Raw genomic sequence first — 25,186 nt, forward strand, 5'->3', positions numbered from 1 at the left:
CCGTCACTACGGTGGGAAAAAAGGCGTCGGTCGAAAGTGGAGATGCGTGGATGAACGGGTCCGGTTCCGACTCAGCGCTGGCACGACGGCTGGCCACGGCCGCCTCGTCACAGCACCGCAGGCTAGTCACCGACCTGGTGCACACGGCCGTGACCGAGGCGATCGAGGCGGCCCGCCCGGACACCGCCGGCACGCTGGATCCGACACTCCCGTTCGCCGAACTGGGGCTGGACTCGCTGGCCGCGGTGGACCTGCACCGGCGGCTGACCGAGCGGACGGGCCTGGACCTGCCCGTCACCGTCGCCTATGACTGCCCGACGGCCGACGCGATGGCCGGCCGGCTGCTGGCCGAGGCCCTGGGCACACGGGACGACACCCCCCTGCCGCTGCCCCAGGGCCCGGTCGACGAGCCGGTCGCCGTCGTCGGCATCGGCTGCCGGTTCCCGGGCGGCGTGTCCACACCCGCCGACCTGTGGCAGTTGCTGACCGACGGCGGCGAGGTGCTGTCGGGATTCCCCGAGGACCGCGGCTGGGACCTCGCCGCGCTCTACGACGAGGACCCGGAGGTGGCGGGCAGCGCCTATGTCCGCTCCGGCGGATTCCTCGACACCGCCACCGAGTTCGACGCCGAGTTCTTCGGCATCAGCCCGCGCGAGGCACTGGGCATGGACCCGCAGCAGCGGCTCGTGCTTGAGACGTCCTGGCAGGCACTGGAGGACGCCGGGATCGACCCCACCGCACTGCGCGGCACCGCGGCCGGCATGTTCTTCGGCGCCGAGATCCAGGAGTACGGCCCGCGGCTGCACGAGGCGCCCGACGGGCTCGACGCCTACCTGCTGACCGGCAACGCCTCCAGCGTCATCTCCGGCCGCGTCGCCTACGTACTGGGCGCCGAGGGCCCGGCCGTCACCGTCGACACCGCCTGCTCCGCCTCCCTGGTCGCCGTCCATCTGGCCTGCCGCTCCCTGCGTCAGGGCGAGTCCTCGCTGGCCCTGGCCGGCGGAGTCGCCGTGATGGGCGGCCCCGGCGTGTTCACGGCCTTCAGCCGCCAGCGCGGTCTGGCGCCCGACGGCCGCTGCAAGGCGTTCTCCGCGGACGCCGACGGCACCGGCTTCGCCGAGGGCGTCGGCGTCCTGGTCCTGGAACGGCTCTCCGACGCCCGGCGCAACGGGCACCGGGTGCTCGCCGTCGTCCGCGGCTCCGCCGTCAACCAGGACGGCGCCAGCAACGGACTCACCGCGCCCAGCGGATCCTCCCAACAGCGCCTGATCCACCGGGCGTTGGCCGAATCCGGACTGACCGCCGCCGAGGTCGACGTGGTCGACGGGCACGGCACGGGCACCCGGCTCGGCGACCCCATCGAGGCCACCGCGCTGCTCGCCACGTACGGACAGGGACGCGAGCCGGACGCGCCGTTGCTGCTCGGCTCGGTCAAGTCCAACCTGGGCCACACCCAGGCCGCCGCGGGCGTCGCCGGCATGATCAAGATGGTCCTCGCCATGCGGCACGGACAGGTGCCCAGGACCCTGCACGTGGAGGAGCCCAGCCCGCACGTCGACTGGACCTCCGGCGCCGTCGAGCTGGTCACCGAGACCCGGCCGTGGCCGGAGACGGGCCTCCCGCGCCGCGCCGGTGTGTCCTCGTTCGGCGTCAGCGGCACCAACGCGCACGTGATCCTCGAACTGCCCGCGCCCGACGACGAGTCGGGGGCGGGGGCGGGGGCGGGGCCGGAGACGGGGGAGACCGGGACCGGCACGGGTGCCGCCCCCGGCGCCACCGGAGCGGACCGAGCACCGGGCCTCCTGCCGTTCGTGCTGTCCGCCCGTGGCGAGGCCGCCCTGCGGGCCCGCGCCGCCGACCTGCTGCCCCTGGTGGACGAGACGGGCCCCGGTGACATCGACCTCGCCTACTCCCTGGCCACCACCCGCGCCGCCCTCGGTGACCGCGCCGTCCTGGTCAGCGGCGACCGCGCCGAACTGCGCGACGCCCTCACCGCCCTGGCCTCCGGCACCGCACCCGTGTCCGCCGCCACGGGCGGGGCCCTCGGCTTCCTCTTCACCGGCCAGGGCAGCCAGCGCACGGCCATGGGCCGGGAACTGGCCGAGACCCACCCGGTGTTCGCCGACGCCCTGGACGCCGCCTGCGGCTACCTGGACCTCCAGCTCGAACTCCCGCTGCGTGACGTGCTGTTCGCCGAGCCCGACTCGCCCCAGGCCGAGCTGCTGCACCGCACCGAGTACGCCCAGCCCGCCCTGTTCGCCCTCGAAGTGGCGCTCTACCGCCTCCTGGAGAGCTGGGGCCTGACCCCCGACTACCTCGCCGGCCACTCCATCGGCGAGATCGCCGCCGCGCACGTCGCCGGGGTGCTCACCCTGGAGGACGCGGCGATCCTGGTCGCCGCCCGCGGCCGTCTCATGCAGCAACTCCCCACCGGCGGCGCCATGGTCGCCGTCCGGGCCGCCGAGGCCGACGTGACGCCCCTGCTCACCGAACGCACCGGCGTCGCCGCCGTCAACGGCCCCGCCTCCGTGGTCGTCTCCGGCGACGAGGCCGACGTGGAGCGCATCGCCGGCGAACTCGCCGCGCGCGGCCACGACACCAAGCGCCTACGGGTCAGCCATGCCTTCCACTCGCCGCTGATGGAACCGATGCTGGCCGAGTTCCGCCGCATCGCCCACGTGCTCGACTACGCCGAGCCCGCGCTGCCCGTGGTGTCCACCGTCACCGGCGACCTGGTCACCTCCGAACTGTGCGACCCCGAGTACTGGGTGGAGCACGTCCGCGCGCAGGTCCGCTTCCACGACGCCGTGCGCTGGCTGGCCGACGCGGGCGTACGCACCTTCCTGGAGATCGGCCCCGACGCGGTGCTGTCCGCCATGGGCCCGGACTGCGTCGACACCCCCGGCACCGCCTTCCTGCCGGTGCTGCGCCGCGACCGTCCCGAAACCCACGAGGCGCTCTCCGCACTGGCCGCCGCGCACACCCGCGGCGTCCCGGTCGACTGGGAACGCCACTTCCGCGGCCACGGCGCCAAACGTACGGACCTGCCGCCCTACCCCTTCCAGCGCCGCCGGTTCTGGCTGGAGCAGGGCTCGGCCACCGACGCCGGCGGGCTCGGCCAACTCCCGGCAGGACACCCGTTGCTGGCCGCGGTCGTCGCCGTCGGCGCCGAGGGCGTCGTCCTCACCGGGCGGCTGTCCACCCGTACCCATCCCTGGCTGGCCGATCACGTCATCTCCGGCCGCGTGCTGTTCCCCGGCACCGCCTTCGTCGAACTCGCCCTGTGCGCCGGGGACCAGGTGGGCGCCGGCACCCTGCGAGAGCTGACCCTCGGCGCGCCCCTGGTGCTGAACGCCGACGGTGGCGTAGCGATCCAGGTCGCCGTCGCCGAACCCGACGACTCCGGCAGCCGCGCCGTCACCGTGCACTCCCGGCCCGACGGCGACGACACCGCGCCCTGGACCCGCCACGCCACCGGCGTGCTCACCGCCACCGCCGTGCCCACCGCCGCGGACCTGATCACCTGGCCGCCCCTCGGCGCCGAACCCCTCGACGTCACCGGCGTCTACACCGACCTGGCCGACCAGGGCTACGGCTACGGACCCGCCTTCCAGGGCCTGCGCGCCGCCTGGAAGCACGGCACCGACGTCTACGCCGAGGTGACCCTGCCCGAACCGGCCGCCAGCGACGCCCCCGGGTTCGGCCTGCACCCCGCGCTGCTGGACGCGGCCCTGCACGCCGCCGACCTCGACGCCGAACCGAGCGACGAGGTGCTGCTGCCGTTCGCCTGGACCGATGTCACCCTGCACGCCACCGGCGCCACCGCCGTGCGCGTGAAGATCTCCCGCACCGGCGGCAACACCATCGCACTGCACCTCGCCGACGCCACCGGAGCGCCGGTGGCCGACGTCGCGGGACTGACGTCCCTGCCAGTTCCGGACACCGACGTCCTCTACACGGTGGGGTGGTCGCCGTGTCCTCGGCCGGCGACCACCCCACCCCTGCACATCGCCGTCCTGGACGACGAGACCGGCACGCTGCCCACCGGACCGGCCCCGGACATCGCCGTCCACCGCGTGCCCGAAGGGCCCGGTGACTCCGCCGCCGACGCCCGCGAGGCCCGCGACGCCACCTCGGACGTGCTGCGGCTGCTGCGGACCTGGCAGCGCGGCGAACGGTTCGCGGACACCCGGCTCGTGGTCGTCACCTCGCCCGGCAGCCCCGACCACGCCGCCGTACGCGGCCTGGTGCGCTCCGCGCAGGCGGAGAACCCCGGCCGCTACGTGCTCGTGGCACACGACGCCCTGCCCACCGACGCCGAACTGCGCGCCGCCCTCGCCACCGGCGAACCCGAACTCGCCCTGTTCGGCGGCCAGTTCAGCGTGCCCCGGCTGACCTCCCTGCCCGCCGCCACCGCCACCGCGGCCGACTGGGGCACCGTCCTGATCACCGGCGGCACCGGCGGCCTGGGCGCACTCCTGGCCCGGCATCTGGTGCGCGAACACGACGTACGCGACCTGGTGCTCGTCGGGCGCCGCGGCTCCGCCCCCGCCCTGGCGGAGGAGCTCACCGCCCTCGGCGCCGAGGTGACCGTCGCCGCCTGCGACGTCGGCGACCGCGAAGCACTCCGGCAACTGCTGGCCGAGCACCCCGTCGACTCCGTCGTGCACGCCGCCGGCACCGTCCGCGACGGCGTCCTCGACAGCCTTACCGACGAGATGGTCGACGAGGTCTTCCACGCCAAGGCCGAGGGCGCCTGGCACCTGCACGAGCTGACCCGCGACCACGACCTGCGCCACTTCGTCCTGTTCTCCTCGCTCGCCGCCGTCCTCGACGGCGCCGGCCAGGGCAACTACGCCGCCGCCAACGCCTACCTCGACGCCCTCGCCGAGCACCGCGCGACCCTCGGCCTGCCCGCCACCGCCCTCGCCTGGGGCCTGTGGGCCACCGACACCGGCATGGGCGCCGCGCTCGACGACGCCACGCTGGAACGCATCGCCGGATACGGCCTGCCCGGACTCACCGCCGAACGCTCGCTGGAACTCTTCGACGCGGTCGTACGCTCCGGCGCACCCCGCGTCGTCCCCGTCGAGGTCGACGCCGCCGCCGTACGCCGCCGCCCCGACGGCATACCCCCGCTGCTCAGCACGGTCGTCCGGCCGGTCACCCGGCGGACAGCCGCCGCCACGGCCACCGACGGCGGCGCCGAGGGCGGAGCGCTCGCCGCACTGCCCGTCGCCGAACGCGGCCGCGCGCTGCTGGAGTTGGTGCGCACCGAGGTCGCGGCCGTGCTGCGGCACGACGGCCCCTCCGCCATCGACCCGGCCCGCGCGTTCACCGAGATCGGCTTCGACTCGCTGGCCGCCGTGGAACTGCGCAACCGGCTGAACACCGTCACGGGGAAGCAACTGCCCGCCACTCTCGTCTTCGACTACCCCACCTCCCAGGCACTCGCCGACCACATCCGCGACGTCCTCTTCGGCGCGGAGCCCCAGGCCGCCGCCCTCGTCGCCACACGCCGCGCCGACGATGACGACCCGATCGTCATCGTCGGCATGAGCTGCCGCTACCCCGGCGGCGTCGGTTCGCCCGAGGACCTGTGGCACCTGGTCGCCGACGGCGTCGACGGCGTCGCGGACTTCCCCGCCGACCGCGGCTGGGACACCGAGGCGCTCTACGACCCGGAGCCGGGCACGCCCGGCCGCACGTACACCCGCGAAGGCGCCTTCCTGTACGACGCGGCCGAGTTCGACGCGGACTTCTTCGGCATCAGCCCGCGTGAGGCGGTCGCCATGGACCCGCAGCAGCGGCTGCTGCTGGAGGTGTCCTGGGAGGCGCTGGAGCGCGCCGCCATCGACCCGGCGACCGTCCGCGGCTCCCGCACCGGCGTCTTCGCCGGCGTCATGTACCACGACTACGGCACCTGGCTGACCGACGTTCCCGAGGATGTCGCCGCCTACCTCGGCAACGGCAGTCTCGGCAGCGTCGTCTCCGGACGCGTCGCCTACGCCCTGGGCCTGGAGGGCCCGGCCGTCACCGTCGACACCGCCTGCTCCTCCTCACTGGTCACCCTCCACCTGGCCGCGCAGGCCCTGCGGCAGGGCGAATGCGAACTCGCCCTGGTCGGCGGTGTCACCGTGATGTCCACCCCCGACACCTTTGTGGACTTCGCCCGCCAGCGCGGGCTGGCCGCGGACGGCCGCTGCAAGTCGTTCGCCGCCGCGGCCGACGGCACCGGCTGGGGCGAGGGCGTCGGCATGCTCGTTGTCGAGCGGCTCTCCGACGCCCGCCGCAACGGCCACCAGGTACTCGCCGTGGTCCGCGGCTCCGCCGTCAACTCCGACGGCGCGTCCAACGGGCTCACCGCGCCCAACGGCCCCTCGCAGCAACGGGTCATCCGGGCCGCGCTGGCCGGCGCCGGGCTCACGACCGCCGACGTCGACGCCGTCGAGGCGCACGGCACCGGCACCACCCTCGGCGACCCCATCGAGGCGCAGGCCCTGCTGGCCACCTACGGCCAGGAGCGGCCCGACGGCCGGCCGCTGTGGCTGGGCTCCATCAAGTCCAACATCGGCCACACCCAGGCCGCCGCCGGTGTCGCGGGCATCATCAAGATGGTGATGGCGATGCGCAACGGCACACTGCCGCGCACCCTGCACGTCGACGCGCCCTCCGACCAGGTCGACTGGTCGGCGGGCGCGGTGGAACTGCTCACCGAGACCCGCCCATGGGAGGCATCGGACCGGCCGCGCCGCGCGGGCGTCTCCTCGTTCGGCATCAGCGGCACCAACGCCCACGTCATCATCGAGGAGTTCCCCCAGCCGGAGGCCGTCGAGCCCGACCCGGTCACCGCCCCGCCGGTGGTCGTCCTGCCGCTCTCCGCCCGCGCGCCCGAGGCGCTGCGCGGCCAGGCCGAGCGACTGCGGGAGACGACCGCCGCCGCACCCGCCGACCTCGGCCTGGCGCTCGCCACCACCCGCAGCACCCACCCGCACCGCGCCGTCGTCGTCGCCGCGGACGACGGCCAGGCCGCCGCCGGCCTGGACGCCCTGGCCCGCGGCGCCGAGGCACCCGGCCTGCTGGTCACCGGCTCCGTCACCGAGGGCGGGCTCGCCTTCCTGTTCTCCGGGCAGGGCGCGCAGCGCCCCGGCATGGGCCGCGACTGGTACGACACGTACCCCGTGTACGCCGAGCACTTCGACCGGGCCGCCGCCCTGTTCGACAAGCACCTGGAACGGCCGCTGGCCGAGGTCGTCTTCGGCGACGACTCCGAGGCGCTGGAGCAGACCGCGTACACCCAGGCCGCCCTGTTCACCACCCAGGTCGCCCTCTACCGGCTGCTGGAGTCGCTCGGGGTGCGACCCGACTGGCTGGCCGGACACTCGATCGGCGAGTTCGCCGCCGCGCACGTCGCGGGCGTGTGGTCCCTCCAGGACGCGGTGAGCGCCGTCGCCGCCCGCGGCCGGCTCATGCAGGCGCTGCCCGAGGGCGGCGCGATGATCGCTGTCCAGGCCACCGAGGAGGAGGTCACGCCGCTCCTGGACGAGCGGATGGGCATCGCCGCCGTCAACGGCCCCCGTGCCGTCGTCGTCTCCGGTGACGAGGACGCCGTCACCGGGCTCGCCGCCGGATTCACCACGACCCGGCGGCTGCGCGTCTCGCACGCCTTCCACTCGCCCCGCATGGAACCCATGCTGGAGGAGTTCCGGCAGGTCATGTCCGACCTCGCCACCGGGGAACCGAGTGTGCCCATCGTGTCCACCCTCACCGGCGCGCCCGCCGCGCCCGGTGAACTCGGCTCCGCCGACTACTGGGTGCGACACGTGCGGGAGACGGTGCGCTTCGCCGACGCCGTCACCGCCTTGGCCGCCCAGGGCGTCGACACCTTCCTGGAACTCGGCCCGGCCGCCGTGCTCAGCGCCATGGGCCCGGACTGCGTCGCCGACGACGACTCCCAGGACACCGATGGCGCGGATGTCGCCTTCGTGCCCACCGCCCGCAAGGACACCGCGCAGGTACCCGGGCTGCTCGCCGCCGTGGCCGCCGTCCACACCCGGGGCGCGGACGTCGACTGGGCGGTCCTGTACGACGGTTACGCGGGACGCCGTACCGAACTGCCCACCTACGCCTTCCAGCACCGCCGGTTCTGGCTCGACACGGCCGTCGCCAAGGGCGATGCCGCCGGCCACGGACTCACGTCGGTCGACCACCCGTTGGTCAGCGCGCGCATCGAGATGGCCGGCTCCGACGGCGTCCTGCTGACCGGCCGGATCTCCACCGCCACCCACCCGGTCCTGGCCCAACACGCCGTGCTCGGCACCGTGTTGCTGCCCGGCACCGCCCTGGTCGACCTCGCCGTGCACGCCGGAGGCCTCGTCGGGCTGCCCGTCCTGGACGAGCTGACCCTCCAGGCACCGCTGGTCCTGCCCGAGGACACCGCCGTACGCATCCAGGTGTCCGCCCGCCCCGACGGCGGAGTCGAGATCCACTCGCGGCCCGAGAACGCCCCCGCCGACGAAGGCTGGACCCGCAACGCCACCGGTACCCTCACCGCCGTGACCGACGAGCCGCCGCGCCCGCCGGCCGCCTGGCCGCCGCCCGGCGCGACCCCGGTCGACGTCACCGGCCTCTACCCGCGCATGCACACCGAGGGCTACGACTACGGCCCCGTCTTCCGCGGCGTACGGACGGCCTGGCGCCGCGGCGACACCGTGTTCGCCGAGCTCGAACTGCCCGCCGAAGCCCGGCAGGACGCCACCCGCTACGGCCTGCACCCGGCACTCCTGGACTCGGCCCTGCACGTCACCTCCCTGCTCGACAGCGAGACCGACACGGACACCGGCAGCGGCAGCGATGACGGTGAGCGGGACGGCCACGGCGAGGCGGGCCTGGCCCTGCCGTTCGCCTGGACCGGCGTCACCCTCCACGCCCAGGGCTCGCTCACCGCCCGCGTACGTGTCATCCCGGGCGCCGAGGGCACCCGCATCGAGGTGGCGGACGGCGAGGGGCAACCCGTCGCCACCGTCGCCTCGTTCGTCACCCGTACCGTCACCGCCGACCGGCTCGCCCGGCAGCAGCGGTCGCTGTACGCCGTCGAGCCCGTGCCGCTGCCCGAAGCCGCAGACCGGACCGACCGCCGCACCTGGGCGGCCCTCGGCGCCGACGACCTCGGTCTCGGCGTCCCCGTCCACGCGGACCTGGCCGCACTCGGCGACACCGTGCCCGACGTGGTCGTCCTGCCGGTGCGGGCGCCGCGGTCCGACGCGGACGACATGCCGACCGCCGTGCGCGGTGCGCTGCACGCCGCCCTGGAGCCCGTCCAGCGGTGGCTGGCCGACGAGCGCTACGCCGACTCGGTGCTCCTCGTGCTCACCGGCGACACCCTCGCCGACGCCCCCGTACGGGGCCTGGTCCGCGCCGCGCAGGCCGAGGACCCCGGCCGTATCGTGCTCCTCGGGCTGGGGGAGGACCTCCCCGCCCGCGCCGCGCTCGCCGCCGCCCTCGACACCGGGGAACCCGAGGTGATCTGGCGCGACGGCCGGGCGTGCGTGCCCCGACTCGCCCTCGCCGAACAGCCGTTGGCGACGGCGGACCCCGACTGGGGCACCGTCCTCGTCACCGGCGGCACCGGCGGGCTCGGCGCGCTCGTCGCACGGCACCTCACCACCCGGCACGGCGTCACCCGGCTGGTGCTGGCCAGCCGCAGCGGTCCCCAGGCCGCCGGCGCCGAGCGGCTGCGCGAGGAACTGGCCGGCCTCGGCGCCCATGCCGAGCTCGTCGCCTGCGACGTCGGCGACCGGGACGCGCTCGCCGCCCTGCTCGACGCCCACCCCGTCGACAGCGTCGTGCACACCGCGGGCGTCCTCGCCGACGGCACGGTCGGCACGCTCACCCCGGAACGCATCGAGACCGTGCTGCGGCCCAAGGCCGACGCCGCCTGGCATCTGCACGAGCTGACCCGGGACCGGGACCTGCGCCAGTTCGTGCTGTTCTCCTCGGCCGCCGGCACCCTCGACGCCTCGGGCCAGGGCAACTACGCCGCGGCCAACGTCTTCCTCGACGCCCTCGCCGAGCACCGCGCCGCACAGGGACTGCCCGCCACCTCCCTCGCCTGGGGCCTGTGGTCCGGCGCGGGCGGCATGGGCGGGCAGCTCGACGAGACGGACCTGCAGCGCATCGAACGTTCCGGCATCGGCGCGCTCGACCCCGACGAGGGCCTGGCACTCTTCGACGATGCCGTGGCCACCGGCCTGCCCGCCCTGGTCCCGGTCCGCCTGGACATCGCCGCGCTGCGCCGCCGGGGCGACGACGTGCCCGCCGTGCTGCGCGCCCTCGCCGGAGTCACCGCCCGCGCCACGCACACCGAGGCGACCCGCACCCTGGCCGAACGCCTCGCCGACCTGCCCGCCGCCGATCACGAGCACACCGTGCTCGACCTGGTCCGCACCGAGGTCGCCGCCGTCCTCGGCCACGCCGGAGCCTCCGCCATCGAACCCCGGCGCGCCTTCACCGAGTTGGGCTTCGACTCACTCGCCGCCGTCGAACTGCGCAACCGGCTGGGCGCGGCCGTCGGGCTGCGGCTGCCCTCGACCCTCATCTTCGACTACGCCACCCCGGCGGCCCTGGCCGGCCACCTGCTCGACAGGGTCGGGCCCGATGCCACCGCGACCGCCGCCGCCACCTCGGAGGCCGACGACGACCAGGTGCGCGAACTGCTCGCCGCCATCCCCGTCACCCGCATCCGGGACGCCGGGCTGCTCGACAGCCTGCTGAAGCTGTCCGAGCCCGCCGACCCGGCGGTCCCACGCGAGGCCGACCGCAGCCAGGACATCAAGTCCATGGACGTCGCCGACCTCGTCCGTGCGGCGCTCGACAACAGCACCGCCCCGTGACCCCGCGCCGCACCACCCCGGCGCCGCCAAGCAATCAGGGAGCGACACCGACCGTGGACACATCCGTCGAGCAGATCGTCGAAGCGCTGCGCGAGTCGCTGCTCGAGAACGAGCGGCTGCGCCAGCGGAACACCGAGATCACCGAGTCGGCGCAGGAACCCGTCGCCATCGTCGCGATGAGCTGCCGCTACCCCGGCGGCGTCAGCACTCCCGAGCAGCTGTGGCAGCTCGTCGACGAGGGCGTGGACGCCGTCGGCGACTTCCCCGCGGACCGCGACTGGGACGGCGACGCGTTGTACGACCCCGACCCCGACGCGCCGGGGAAGACCCATGTGCGCGAGGGCGGGTTCCTGTACGACGCCCCGCACTTCGACCCCGGGTTCTTCGGCATCAGCCCGCGCGAGGCCATCGCCATGGACCCGCAGCAGCGGCTGCTCCTGGAGACCTCCTGGGAGGCGTTCGAGCGGGCCGGCATCGATCCGCACAGTCTGCGCGGCAGCCGCACCGGTATCTACGCGGGCGTCATGTACCACGACTACGGCAGCTGGCTGACGGAGGTGCCCGAGGGCGTCGAGGGCTACCTGGGCAACGGCAACCTCGGCAGCGTCGCCTCCGGCCGGGTCTCGTACACCCTCGGCTTGGAAGGGCCCGCGGTCACCGTCGACACCGCCTGCTCCTCCTCGCTGGTCGCTCTGCACCTGGCGGTCCAGGCACTGCGCACCGGTGAGTGCACCCTCGCGCTCGCGGGCGGCGTCACCGTGATGTCCACGCCGGACACCTTCGTCGACTTCTCCCGCCAGCGCGGCCTGGCCCTGGACGGCCGCTGCAAGTCCTTCGCGGACGGCGCGGACGGCACCGGCTGGGGCGAGGGCGTCGGCCTGCTGCTCCTGGAGCGCCTGTCGGACGCCCGCCGCAACGGCCACCGGGTGCTCGCCCTGGTACGCGGCACCGCCACCAACCAGGACGGCGCGTCCAACGGCCTCACCGCTCCCAACGGCCCCTCCCAACAGCGCGTCATCCGGGCCGCGTTGGCCAACGCCCGGCTGGACGGGGGCCAGGTGCACGCAGTGGAGGCGCACGGCACCGGCACCCCGCTGGGCGACCCGATCGAGGCCCAGGCGCTGCTCGCCACCTACGGACAGGGCCGCGACGAGCCGTTGTGGCTCGGCTCGGTCAAGTCCAACATCGGCCACACCCAGGCCGCGGCCGGTGTCGCGGGCATCATCAAGATGGTCATGGCCATCCGCCACGGCCGGCTCCCGAAGACCCTGCACGCCGACCGGCCCACCCCCCAGGTCGACTGGGACGCCGGCGCCGTGGAACTCCTCAGCACGGCACGCGACTGGCCCGAGACCGGAGAACCGCGCCGCGCCGCCGTGTCGTCCTTCGGCATCAGCGGCACCAACGCCCACGTCATCGTGGAGGCCGCCCCCGAACCCGAGCCCCGCGAGGAAGAGCCCGCCTGGACCGGGCCGTTGCCCCTGGTGCTGTCCGGCAAGGGCGAGCGGGGCCTGGCCGCACGGGCGCGGCAACTGCTCGACCACCTGGCCACCGGCGCCGACCCCGTCCCCGACATCGCCTTCGCCCTGGCCACCACCAGTGCCGCGCTGGACGACCGGGCCGTCGTCACCGGCGCCGACCTGCCCGCCCTCACCGCGGGCCTGACAGCCCTCGCCGAGGGCACCGCCGCGCCGCACGTCGTGCGCGGCGCGCGAGCGGGGGAGTCCCGTATCGCGTTCGTGTTCCCCGGACAGGGCTCCCAGTGGGCCGGCATGGCCGCCGACCTCCTCGACACGTCACCGGTGTTCGCCGCCGCCATGGCCGACTGCGCCGAGGCCCTCGCACCCGTCACCGACTGGGACCTGCTGGAGACCGTGCGCGCCCGCCGCCCGCTGGAGCGGGTGGACGTCGTCCAGCCCGTCCTGTGGGCGATCATGGTGTCCCTGGCCGAGGTGTGGCGGGCCCACGGCGTGCGACCCGCCGCCGTCATCGGCCACTCCCAGGGCGAGATCGCCGCCGCCTGCGTGGCCGGCGCACTGTCCCTGGCCGACGGCGCCCGCGTGGTGGCCCTGCGCAGCCGGGCCATCGCCGAGGACCTGTCGGGACGCGGCGGCATGATGTCCGTCGCACTGCCCGAAGCGCGGCTGCGCGAGCTCATCGCCCCGTACGGCGACGGCGTCTCGGTGGCCGCCGTCAACGGCACCTCCTCGGTGGTCCTGTCCGGCGACGCTGACGCCCTCGACGAACTGCGCGACACGATCGTGGCCGACGGCGCCCGCGCCAAGCGGCTCCCGGTGGACTACGCCTCGCACGGCGCACACGTCGAGTCCATCCGCGAACGCCTGCTCACCGACCTGGCCGGCATCGAGGCCCGCGCCGCCGACGTGCCGTTCTACTCCACCGTCACCGGCGGGCTGTACGACACCACGGGTCTCGACGCCACGTACTGGTACACCAACCTGCGGCAGAGCGTGCTGTTCGCGCCCACCACGCGCACGCTCCTCGACGGCGGCTACGGCGTGTTCGTCGAGTGCAGCCCGCACCCGGTACTGCTGCACAGCATCGAGGAGACCGCCGACGCCGCGGGCGCCGACATCACCGGCCTGGGCTCGCTGCGCCGTGACGACGGCGGCCCGGACCGCGTCCTCGCCTCCCTGGGCGAGGCGTTCGTCGCGGGCATCCCCGTCGACTGGTCCCAGGTGTTCGCCGGTACGCCGGTACGCGCCGCCGAGCTGCCCACCTACCCCTTCCAGCGCGAACGGTTCTGGCTCGGCCACTCCCCGGCCACCGGAGACGTCACCGCCGCCGGTCTCTCGGCGACCGGTCATCCGCTGCTCGGCGCGGCCGTCCCGGTCGCCGGGGGCGGCACGCTGTTCACCGGCCGGCTGACCGCCGCCACCGCACCGTGGCTCGCCGACCACGCGGTGGGCGGCACCGTTCTGCTGCCCGGCACCGCCTTCGTGGAGCTGGCGCTCGGCGCCGGCCACGACCTCGGCTGCGGACACGCCACCGAACTCACCCTGCAGGCACCGCTGGTGCTGCCCGCCCAGGGCGCGGTCCAGCTCCAGCTGCACGTGGCCGCCGTCGACGACACCGGACACCGCGCGCTGACCGTCCACTCCCGCCCCGAGGGCGCGGACGACGGCGGCTGGACGCTGCACGCCTCCGGGCTGCTGGCACCGCAGACCGCGGCACCCGACTTCGACCTCGCGGCCTGGCCGCCCACCGACGCCGTACCCCTGCCGGTGGACGACGCCTACGAGGAACTGGCCGCCCTCGGCTACGACTACGGGCCCGCCTTCCAGGGCCTGCGCGCCGCCTGGCGCCGCGGCGACGAGACCTTCGCCGAGCTCGAACTGCCCGTCGACGCCGACCGGTTCGCCCTGCACCCCGCGCTCTTCGACGCGGCCCTGCACGCCGACGGGCTCGGCGCCGAGCCGCAGGACGGCGCCCGGCTGCCCTTCGTCTGGAACGGCGTCTCGCTGTACGCCGCCGGGGCCACCGCGCTCCGGGTACGCCTCCAGGGCAGCGACACCCTCACCCTCCAGCTCGCCGACCCCACCGGCGCCCCGGTCGCCGCCGTCGACGGCCTGGTCTCCCGGCCCGTCGACCCGGCCGCCCTCGCGGGCCCGGCCCGCACGGACGACCTGTACCGCCTGGGCTGGCCCGCGCGGCCCCTACCGGAGCGGCCCGACGTCGCGTCCGCCGTCCTGGACGAACACGGTCTCGCCGCTCTCGACACCGTGCCCGACTGGGTGGTGCTGCCCGTCAACGGCGAGGGCGAACCCGTCGGCGGCACGCGCGACGCCGTCGGCCGCACGCTCGACACGCTCCGGGAGTGGCTGGCGGACGACCGCACGGCCACCGCCCGGCTGCTGGTGCTCACCGACGGTGCGATAGCCGTCGGCGACGAGGACGTCCGGGACCTGGCGGGCGCCGCGGTCTGGGGCCTCGTACGCGCCGCGCAGGCCGAGAACCCCGACCGGTTCGTCCTCGCCGACACCGGAGCCCCCGCCGCAGAGGCAGCAGCGGTCGCCGCGGCCACGGGCGAGCCCCAACTCGCCCTGCGCGACGGCACCGTGCACGTGCCGCGCCTGGCCCGCAGCGCCCCGCACGGCGGACCGGCGCCCGCCTTCGAGCCCGACGGCACGGTCCTGATCACCGGGGGCACCGGCGTCCTCGGCTGCCTCGTCGCCCGCCACCTGGCCACCGAACACGGCGTACGCCACCTCGTGCTGGCCGGCCGCAGCGGCACCGCCGCCGACGACTTCGCCGACCTCGACGCGGAGGTCACCGTCGTACGCTGCGACGCCGCCGACCGCGACCAGCTCGCCGGACTCCTCGCCGAGGTGCCCGCCGCGCACCCGCTGACCGGCGTCGTGCACATGGCCGGCGTCCTCGACGACGGCCTCGTGACCGGCCTCACCGCGGACCGGCTCGACGCCGTGCTGCGGCCCAAGGTCGACGCGGCCTGGCACCTGCACGAACTCACCGCGGACCTCGGCCTGTCGGCGTTCGTCCTGTTCTCCTCGGCCGCCGGCACGATCGACGGCGGGGGCCAGTCCGGCTACGCCGCCGCCAACGCCTTCCTCGACGGCCTTGCCCAGCACCGCGTCGCCGCGGGCCTGCTGGCCGTCTCCCTCGCCTGGGGCTTCTGGGAACAGCGCACCGGCCTGACCGCGCACCTGAGCGACACCGACGTGGAGCGCATGGCCCGCGCGGGCGTCCGACCCATCCCCACCGAGGACGGACTGCTGCTGCTCGACACCGCGCTCGGCGGCGACGAGCCCTTCCTGCTGCCCGTCGGGCTGGACCTGACCGCGCTGCGCCGCGCCCACGACGTACCGTCCGTGCTGCGCGACCTCGTACCGGCTCCCGCCCGGCGCACGGCGGCCGCCCGCACCGAGTCCGCCTCGCTCGCCGACCGGCTGACCGCCCTCGCCCCCGCCGAACGCGACGCCGTACTCCTGGAACTGGTCCGTACCCACGTCGCCGCCGTGCTCGGACACGGCGCCGACATGGTGCTCGACCCGCGCCGCGCCTTCCGCGAGGCGGGCTTCGACTCCCTGACGGCCGTCGAACTGCGCAACCGGCTCGGCACCGCCGTCGATCTGCGGCTGCCCGCCACCCTGGTCTTCGACTACCCCGACGCCAACGCGCTGGTCGGCTACCTGAGGCGGGAACTCGTCGGGCCGGACGCCCCCGAGACACCCGCCGCCGAAGGCCTCGTCACGGGCCTGGACGAGCCGATCGCCATCGTCGCCATGTCCTGCCGCTACCCCGGCGGTGTCACCACCCCCGAGGAACTGTGGGGACTGCTGGCCGAGGGCCGCGACGGCATCGCGGCCTTCCCCGCCGACCGCGGCTGGGACCTGGACGGCCTGTACGACCCGGAACTCGGCAAGGCCGGCCACACGTACACCCGCGAGGGCGGCTTCCTGTACGACGCCGCCGACTTCGACGGCGACTTCTTCGGCATCGGCCCGCGCGAGGCACTCGCCATGGACCCGCAGCAGCGACTGCTCCTTGAAGCCTCCTGGGAGGCGCTGGAGCGCGCCGGGATCGACCCGCACGCGGTACGCGGCAGCCGCACCGGCGTGTTCACCGGCGTCATGTACTACGACTACGGCAGCCGGCTGAACAACGCGCCGGAGTCCGTCCGCGACTACCTGGGCAACGGCAGCCTCGGCAGCATCGCCTCCGGCCGGGTCGCCTACACCCTCGGCCTGGAAGGGCCGACGCTCACCGTCGACACCGCGTGCTCCTCGTCGCTCGTGGCGCTCCACCTGGCCGCCCAGTCACTGCGCCAGGGCGAGTGCACGCTGGCCCTGGCCGGCGGCGTGTCCGTGATGTCGACCGCCGACACGTTCGTGGACTTCAGCAGGCAGCGCAACCTCGCCGTGGACGGCCGCGCCAAGTCCTTCGCCGAGGACGCCGACGGCACAGCCCTTTCCGAAGGCGTCGGCATGGTGCTGCTGGAGCGGCTGTCGGACGCCCGCCGCAACGGGCACGACGTACTGGCCGTGGTCCGCGGTTCGGCGGTGAACCAGGACGGCGCGTCCAACGGTCTGACCGCGCCGAACGGTCCGTCGCAGGAGCGCGTGATCGAACAGGCCCTGGCCGCCGCCCAGTTGTCGGCCATCGAAGTGGATGCGGTGGAGGCACACGGCACCGGTACCACCCTGGGCGACCCGATCGAGGCGCAGGCCCTGCTGAACACCTACGGCCAGGAGCGCCCCGAGGACACGCCGTTGTGGCTGGGGTCGATCAAGTCGAACATCGGCCACGCCCAGGCCGCGGCCGGTGTGGCGGGTGTCATCAAGATGGTCATGGCGATGCGCGAGGGTGTGCTGCCGCGCACCCTGCACGTGGACGAGCCGTCGACGAAGGTGGACTGGTCGGCGGGCGCCGTGCGGCTGCTGACCGAGGAGCGCGAGTGGCCCGAGGCGGGCCGTCCGCGGCGCGCCGGTGTCTCGTCGTTCGGGATCAGCGGCACCAACGCCCACGTCGTCATCGAACAGCCCACCGCCGAGACGCCCGACTCCGCCGGGCCCTCCGTACCGGACGCCGACGCGCCGCTGCTGCCGGTCCTGCTGTCCGGGGCCACTCCCGAGGCGCTGGCCGCCCAGGCCGAGCGGCTGAAGACCGTCGCCGACCGGCCGCTCGCCGACCTCGCCTACTCTCTCGTCACCGGCCGCGCCGCCCTCGCCCACCGAGGCGCGGTGATCGCCCGCGACGAGGCCGAACTCCTCGCCGGACTCACCGCGTTGGCCGACGGCACCGCCGCCGACACGGTCGTACGCGGCCGGGAGACCGGCGGCAGGGTGGCGTTCCTCTTCACCGGCCAGGGCGCTCAGCGCCTCGGCATGGGCCGCGGCCTGTACGACTCCCACCCCGCGTTCCGGCGCGCCCTGGACGACGTCTGCCAGGCGCTCGACGCGCAGCTGGACCGCCCGCTGCGCGAGGTCATGTGGGCCGAACCCGACAGCGACGCCGCCGCCCTGCTGGACCACACCCTCTACACACAGAGCGCGCTGTTCGCGGTCGAGACGGCGCTGTACCGGCTGCTTGAGTCCTACGGACTGCGCCCCGACCACCTCGCCGGGCACTCCATCGGCGAACTGACCGCCGCGCACGTCGCCGGCGTACTGGACCTGACGGACGCCGCCCGGCTGGTCACCGCACGGGGCCGGCTCATGCAGGAACTGCCCGCCGGGGGAGCGATGCTCGCCGTCGACGCCACCGAGGACGAGGTACGGCCGCACCTGAGCCCCGAGGTGTCCATCGCCGCCGTCAACGGCCCGCGCGCCGTCGTGGTCTCCGGCACCGAAGCCGCCGTGGAAGCCGTCGGCGCCGCCTTCGACGACCGCAGGACCAAGCGGCTGCGCGTCAGCCACGCCTTCCATTCACCGCTGATGGACCCGATGCTGGCGGAGTTCGAGAAGATCGCCCGCGAGCTGCGCTTCTCCCCGCCCTCCGTGCCCGTCATCTCCAACGTCACCGGCGCCCGCGCCACCGACGACGAACTGTGCTCACCCGAATACTGGGTCCGGCACGTCCGTGAGGCCGTGCGCTTCGGCGACGGCGTACGCGCCCTGGAGGCCGACGGCGTCCGCACCTTCGTCGAACTCGGCCCCGACGCGGTGCTGTCCACCATGGGCGTCCACGCCCTCACCGACCCCGAGCGGTCGTTGCTCGTACCCGTGCTGCGCCGGGACCGCGAGGAGGACGCCGCGCTGGCCACCGCGCTCGCCACCGCCCAGATCCGCGGCCTGGCCGTCGACTGGCAACGCGTCTTCGCCGGGACCGGTGCCCGCGGCACGGACCTGCCGACGTACGCCTTCCAGCGGCAACGGCTGTGGCTGGAGGACCAGCCCACCACGGCCACCGACGCGGGCGGCCTCGGCCAGTCCCCGGCCGGACACCCGATGCTCGGCGCGGTCGTCTCCCTGGCCGCCGACGACACCGTCGCCCTGACCGGCCGCCTGTCCCTGGCCACCCACCCCTGGCTCGCCGACCACGCCGTCGCCGGAGTCGTGCTGCTCCCGGGCAGTGCCTTCGTCGAACTCGCCGTCCAGGCGGGCGACCGGGTCGGATGCACGCACATCGAGGAACTCACCATCGAACGGCCGCTGGTCCTGCCCGAGAACGGCGCGGTCCACCTCCAGGTGGCGGCCGGCGCACTCGACGGCGAAGGACGGCGGCACCTGACCGTGCACGCCCGCCCCGAGGGAGCGGACGGCGCCTGGACCCGGCACGCCGGAGGCGTCCTCACCTCCCGGGCCGCGTCGGAGCCGGACGCCCCGCGGGCCTGGCCGCCGTCCGGCGCCACGGCCGTCGACGTCAGCGGCACCTACGGCCATCTCGCCGAACAGGGGTACGCCTACGGCCCGCTGTTCCAGTGCCTGCGCGCCGCGTGGCGGCTCGGTGACGAGGTCTACGCGGAACTCGCCCTGCCCGACACGGCCGCGGCCGACGGCTTCGGTCTGCACCCGGCGCTGCTGGACTCCGCCCTGCACGCCATCGACCTGCTCGACGGCCAGGACCCGACCGCCATGACGCTGCCGTTCTCCTGGGACGGCGTCACACTCCACGCGGCCGGCGCCACGACGGTACGGCTGCGGCTCACCCCGCACGGCACCGAGCGCATGACCCTGTCGCTGTACGACGGCGCGGGCGCGCCCGTCGCCGAGGTGGAGTCACTGCGCATCCGCCAGGTGACCGCCGAGCAACTGAACGCCGCCGCACCCACGCCCGGTGACCTCTTCGAGGTGCGCTGGACACCCCTGCCCCTGCCCGCCGACGGTCCGACGAGCGAGCCGCGGACCGTCACGTTCCGCCCGCGGCCGGACGCCGGGACGCCCCTGCCGGCCCTGGCACGGCTGACGGCGCTCGAAGCCCTCACCACGCTCCAGCGGCACCTCACCGACGAGACGAGCACCGGGCCACTGGTGGTCCTCACCCACCGCGGCACCGCCGTGGACGGCCCGCCCGACCCGGCACAGGCCGTGGTCTCGGGGCTGGTGCGCGCGGCCGCCGTCGAGCACCCGGACCGCCTGGTCCTCGTCGACACCGACGACGACCCCGCGTCGACCGCCGCCCTGCCGGCCGCCGTGGCCAGTGGCGAGCCCGAACTCGCCCTGCGGGCGGGCATCGTGTACGTACCCAAACTGACCGAGGCGGCCGACGAGGGGCCCACGCCGCCCACCGCCGGACTCGACCCCGAGGGCACCGTTCTCATCACCGGCGGCACCGGCAGCCTGGGCCTGCTCCTGGCCCGGCACCTGGTCACCCGGCACGGCGTACGCCACCTGCTGCTGACCGGTCGCAGCGGCAGGACGAAGGGGTCCGACGGGTTCGAGGACATCGAGGCGCTCGGTGCGACCGTGACCGTAGCCGCCTGCGATGCCGCCGACCGCGAGGCGCTGGCCCTGCTCCTGGAGTCCGTACCGGCCGGGCACCCGCTGACGGCCGTGGTGCACGCCGCGGGCGTCCTCGACGACGGGCTGCTCACCGACCTCACCGCGGACCGGCTCCACGCGGTGATGCGGCCCAAGACCGACGCGGCCTGGAACCTGCACGAACTCACCGGCGACCTGGACCTGGCCGCCTTCGTGCTCTTCTCGTCCGCCGCGGGCACCCTCGGCGCGGCGGGACAGGCCAACTACGCCGCGGGCAACGCGTTTCTCGACGCCCTGGCCGCCCGGCGGCAGGCCGCCGGCCTGCCCGCCCTCTCCCTGGGCTGGGGTCTGTGGGACACCGGATCGGGTATGGCGGCCGGGCTCGGCGAGACTCAGACGCGCCGACTGGCCCGCGACGGCATCCTGCCGCTGCCGGCCGACCGGGCGCTGGAACTGTTCGACCGGGCGCTGACCACCGACAGCGCCCTGCTGCTGCCGGTACGGGTCCAGGTCACCGAGGACGCCCCGCGCATGGTCCAGGGCCTGGCCCCGGCACCGGTGCGGCGCACCGCGCGCGCCGCCGCGGTCGCCGAGGCACTGCCCCAGCGGCTCGCCGGGCTCAACGCCGCCGACGCCACCCAATTGCTGGTCGAGATGGTGTGCGGCCATGTCGCCGATGTCCTCGGGCACAGCGGGGTCGCCGCCATCGAGCCGGGCCGGGCCCTGGGCGACCTGGGCGTGGACTCCCTGTCCGCGCTCGAACTGCGCAACCGCATGAGTACGGAGACCGGACTGCGGCTGTCCACCACGATCACCTTCGACTACCCGACGCCGGAGGCCCTGGCCCAGCACCTCTTCGAGGAGCTGGACGGCGACACCGCGGAGGACAGCGTGGACGCCGAGGCGGAAGTCATGCGCCTGGAGGCGCTGTTGGGGACCGCACTGGAGTCGGCCGCGGTCGACGACGAACGGCGCGCCCGGGTGGCCGCGCGGCTGCGCGCCCTGAGCGTGAAGTGGGGCGGCGCACAGGAGTGGGACGAGCCGCAGCCCCGGGCCGAGGGCGGCCCCGAGCTGGAGTCGGCCAGCGCGGCCGAACTGTTCGGCATCCTCGACGACGAACTCGGCAGCTTCAACTGACCTCACTCTCCACCGAGATGGCCGCGTCCCGGGCAGGTCCCGGGGCGCGGCCGTCCCGTCGGCGGACGGCACGCGCGGCAGGCTCCGTCAGTCGGTGCTGTGCCGGAGAGCACCGGACAGTCGGTGCCGCGCCGGAGCGTGTGCACCCGGGAAGACCACCCGGCTCCCGGTCCCTGAGGGCCAGCCGCCCACGGCACCGGTCACCGACACGGCGGCGCATGTCTTCCGTCCCGCATCGGCGGTATACGACTCAGCCGCCCCGGGACCCGGGACGGCTGAGGGGCACTGCGGTCGGCCGGAGGCGTGGCCGACGTGGGCGGTCGGAGAGGAGGTCGGGAATCAGACCGCCGAAGAGCGGCTGCGGGTCCGGCGGTTCGGCCTGCCGGGGGACTGGTGTTCCAGAACTTTCGACGGCAGCTCCGCCCGGCTGGCCACGTTCAGCTTGCGGTACACGCGGGTCAGGTGTTGCTCGACCGTGCTGATCGTGACGTGGATCCGGCTGCTGATCTCCCGGTTGGTGTATCCGAGGGCGGCCAGCCCCGCGACGCGGGACTCGGCGTCGCTGAGGAGAGGCAGGACGTTGTCGGAGCTGTCGGACGCCGGGGCCGCGGCGGGTTCGGCGGCCACCATGGGGTTGCCCACCGGGGACTCGACATGGCAGGCCTCGGCCTCCTGCGCGGCCTGCCGTGCCACGAGCCGGGCCCGGTCGAACTCACCGAGTTCGGAATGGGCGGCGGACAGGTCGGCGTAGGCCAGCGCGAGTTCGAGCCGGTCGCCGCACATCTTGAGCAGGTCGATCGCCTCCCGCAGCAGTGAGGCGCGCTGGTGCGGCTTGCTGGCCCTGGCCAGGACGCGCAGCGCGACGGCCCGGGCCCGGGAACTGTGCCCGCCGGGCAGCCGCAGCTGCTGCTCGGCCCACTCCCTGGCCGTCCTGACCTTGCCGATCCGGAGGTTGGCCTGCGCGAGGTCGGTCCGCCAGGGGATGCCCTTCTGCAGGTTGGGGTTGCCGTCACGCATCAGCCGGCTGCACGTCTCGAAGTCGTTGAGCGCGGCGAAGGCGCGGTCGGTGGCCAGGTAGTGGTGCCCGCGGGCGCGCAGGTACTGGATGCCGAAGACGGTCCGGAACGTCGCGTCCGGCAGCTCCCGCTTGAGCAGCTCCTCGGCGGCGTCGTGCCTGCCCATTCCGGTGTAGGCGAAGATCGCCGTCGACAGCGGGTGGCCGACGAGCACACCCCAGCTCTGGGCGTGCAGCATGTCGAGCGCCTCGACGGCCCGTTCCGCCGCGGTGGTCACATCGCCCTGGAGCAGGGCGATCTCCGCGCGGACGCTGCCGAGCAGCGTCTGCCATGTCCTGGCCCCGCGCTGCACGGCGCACTCCAGCAGCGCGTCGCACGCCTTGGCGGCGTCGGCCGTGCGGTCCGTGTGCGCGATGGCGAGCAGCGCCATCGCGACCAGTTCGAGGTTGAGATAGTCCAGTTGGTGGCCCTGCAACGCCTGTGCCACGGCAGCCACGGACTCGTCGGTGGCGTCGCCGCCGACCAGCACGGCCATCTTGGCGCGCAGCCCGGTGGCGTCACCGGTGGCCGAACGCCCCTGGGAAATCTGCTTGTTGACGTCGGAGCCCCGCCCGGCGACCGCCACACCGTAGAACCACTGCCGGATGAACTCCACCTCGGCGATGATGTGGGCGTCGGCCTGCGTACGGGAACGGACCATCGTGTCGACGGTCTTGGCCGTCAGCTCGGTGTCGCCCTGCCACAGCATGTGCCGCAGGACCGTGGCCGTGTCGCGCACGTCGAGCTCGTCACCGAGCGCGGCCTCGCGCAGCGGTGCCAGATGGGTGCCGGCGGCCGCCGGATTGACCCGCCACTCCGCGCGGGCCAGGGCCGCCGACAGGGCGTGCCGCTCGCCCTCGTCCTCGCAGTCCCGCAGGACCAGGCACAGATAGTTGGTGCACAGAGCCACGTCGTCCGCGGCCAGTGCCTGTTCGGAGGCGGTGCGCAGGACGGCCCGGCCCCAGACCTCGTCGATGCGGTCGGCGGCCAGCAGATGCGTGGCCACCTCCGAGGCGGGTGAGCCCTGCCGGTACAGCAGGCCGGCGACCTCGCTGTGCAGGCTGCGGCGCTCGGCGCTGTTCATGTCGTCCAGGATCGCCGCGGCCACGGCCGGGTGCCGGAACGCGTAATCGTCCAGCAGCCCTGTGGAGTTCAACACAGTGACCACCTCCTGGACGGCGGCGGACGTGGTTCCGGTGAGGAATCCGACCGTGGTGGTGTCGGCCCGGTCGGCGAGCGCGGCCAGCGCCCGTGCCACCCGGGTCTGCCGCAGACCCCCGCGGTAGAGGCAGGAGAGCACCGCCTGACGGTAGGCGGTGCTCGGGACGGGCTGGCCGAATTCGGCCTGCGAACGAGTGCTGTCGTCCATCAGGGCATGCACCAGCATGGGGTTTCCCGCGGTCGCGCGGTGATATGCGCGGCTGATTTTCGACGGTACGGGCTCTCCGGCCTGGGTGGCGAGGAGGGCCCCGACGCTCTGCTCCGAAAGCGGTGCCAGCCGCACCCTGCGGTGCGGCTGGCGTATGAGCTCGATATGTGCCAGGGGTCGCGGAGAACTGTTACCAGAGGTTACGCATATGACGAATATTCGTTTGGTGCGGATTCGGCTGAGCAGAACGAGGATCGTCTGCAGGGATTCGCTGTCCATGAGATGCGCGTCGTCCACGGCGACGATCAAGGGAACGGCCTGATCGGCCAGTTTTATTAACGTATCCGTAACATCTTGGACCACCTCGGCGACGGTGTTATTCCAAGGGTGTTCGCTTTGCTGAAAATGTCGTTCCGCTTTGCTGTGAAACAGCGGAAGGCTGTTCAGTGCTGGACAGGCCACCTCGCCGTTGTCGAGCAATTGCCGTACCACGTTCATCGGTCGGCCCTGCTCCGTCAGTAAAGCTGTGGCGGAAAGCACACGTGCACCCGTGTCGCCCACGGAATCGAGGAATTCGTAAACGAGCTCGGTCTTACCGGATCCCGGACCGCCCGTGACGATCACGAATCGGCCGGACCCCTTCGAGCTGTCGGCCCACGCGTCGCTCAGTGTCTGCAGTTCTCGGCTGCGGTCGAACAGGCGCATCGTGAGTCCCCCTGTGATCGTTTTCCCCGTGAAGCCGCGCCCCGACTCCAGTCCGCTGAGAGAAGGCGGCTGGTCATCGTTGGATCGAGCGGCGCCGTGCGCAGGGTCCCTGGGCGTCGATGGCCGTGGACCCGGGCGCAGGCGAGTTGTCGTCCAGTCCCCGATCTGGGCTCCCGGCGGGGCGCGGAAGTTGGCGGCAGACCACAGATGATGCACCGGCGATGGTGGGGGGAGCCGGATCGATTGGTTGGGCTAGCCCAGGAGGGGTGGGCCGGCTTGAGAGCAGTTCACGCGGCTGCGCGGCCGACCACGAATTCCTGTCGGCCGCGCGCGTTCCGCTGTGGACGTTCCTCGCACGCCTTTGTTCCTTCCGTCACGTTGGGCCAGCGTTCACCGCGCGGAAAGCTGTGCGTTTGCTTTTCCTTGCTTTTTACGTGGCCACGCGTGGGTCGTGTAAAGACTTGCACTGTTTATTCAAGTAGGTGAACGAGCTGAGTCAAATGTTTTCCACGGTTGTGTAAATTCCGGTCGCTCGGCGCCGCATTGAGTCGACGCATTCGTTCACTAGTCCGGTAATCCCGGACGCTATCTGTCACCCGCCGAGGTTGTCAACTTGCTGTGTGTGCC

General features: G+C 74.0%; 3 protein-coding genes and 1 pseudogene. 2 read left to right on the plus strand and 2 right to left on the minus strand.

Going from position 1 to position 25,186, the window contains the following annotated elements; genetic code table 11:
• Nucleotides 1-50 precede the first annotated feature (50 nt).
• Both OHA11_RS45825 and OHA11_RS45830 read left to right on the plus strand, forming a co-directional pair.
• Nucleotides 51-10,892, plus strand: a complete 10,842-nt coding sequence (locus OHA11_RS45825; protein ID WP_266508323.1) for a type I polyketide synthase — start codon at nt 51-53, stop codon at nt 10,890-10,892.
• A 53-nt stretch (nt 10,893-10,945) separates the two neighbouring features.
• A complete protein-coding gene (locus tag OHA11_RS45830; RefSeq protein ID WP_266508324.1) occupies nt 10,946-21,430 on the plus strand; it encodes a type I polyketide synthase in 10,485 nt (3,494 codons plus the stop codon).
• Between the two features lie 339 nt (nt 21,431-21,769).
• On the opposite strand, the gene OHA11_RS45835 is transcribed toward OHA11_RS45830, so the two are convergent.
• Both OHA11_RS45835 and OHA11_RS45840 read right to left on the minus strand, forming a co-directional pair.
• Complete coding sequence (locus tag OHA11_RS45835) at nt 21,770-23,872, minus strand: helix-turn-helix transcriptional regulator (RefSeq protein ID WP_266508655.1); 2,103 nt, start codon at nt 23,870-23,872, stop codon at nt 21,770-21,772.
• Between the two features lie 201 nt (nt 23,873-24,073).
• Nucleotides 24,074-24,559, minus strand: a pseudogene (locus tag OHA11_RS45840) (AAA family ATPase); the annotation flags it as partial.
• Between the last annotated feature and the right edge of the window lie 627 nt (nt 24,560-25,186).

This window comes from Streptomyces sp. NBC_00878 (assembly GCF_026341515.1).
Classification (GTDB): Bacteria; Actinomycetota; Actinomycetes; order Streptomycetales; family Streptomycetaceae; genus Streptomyces.

Excerpts from the sequence above, each read along its gene's own strand:
- OHA11_RS45825 (WP_266508323.1), top strand. The coding sequence starts at position 51 with ATGAACGGGTCCGGTTCCGACTCAGCGCTGGCACGACGGCTGGCCACG.
- OHA11_RS45835 (WP_266508655.1), bottom strand. The coding sequence starts at position 23,872 with ATGCTGGTGCATGCCCTGATGGACGACAGCACTCGTTCGCAGGCCGAA.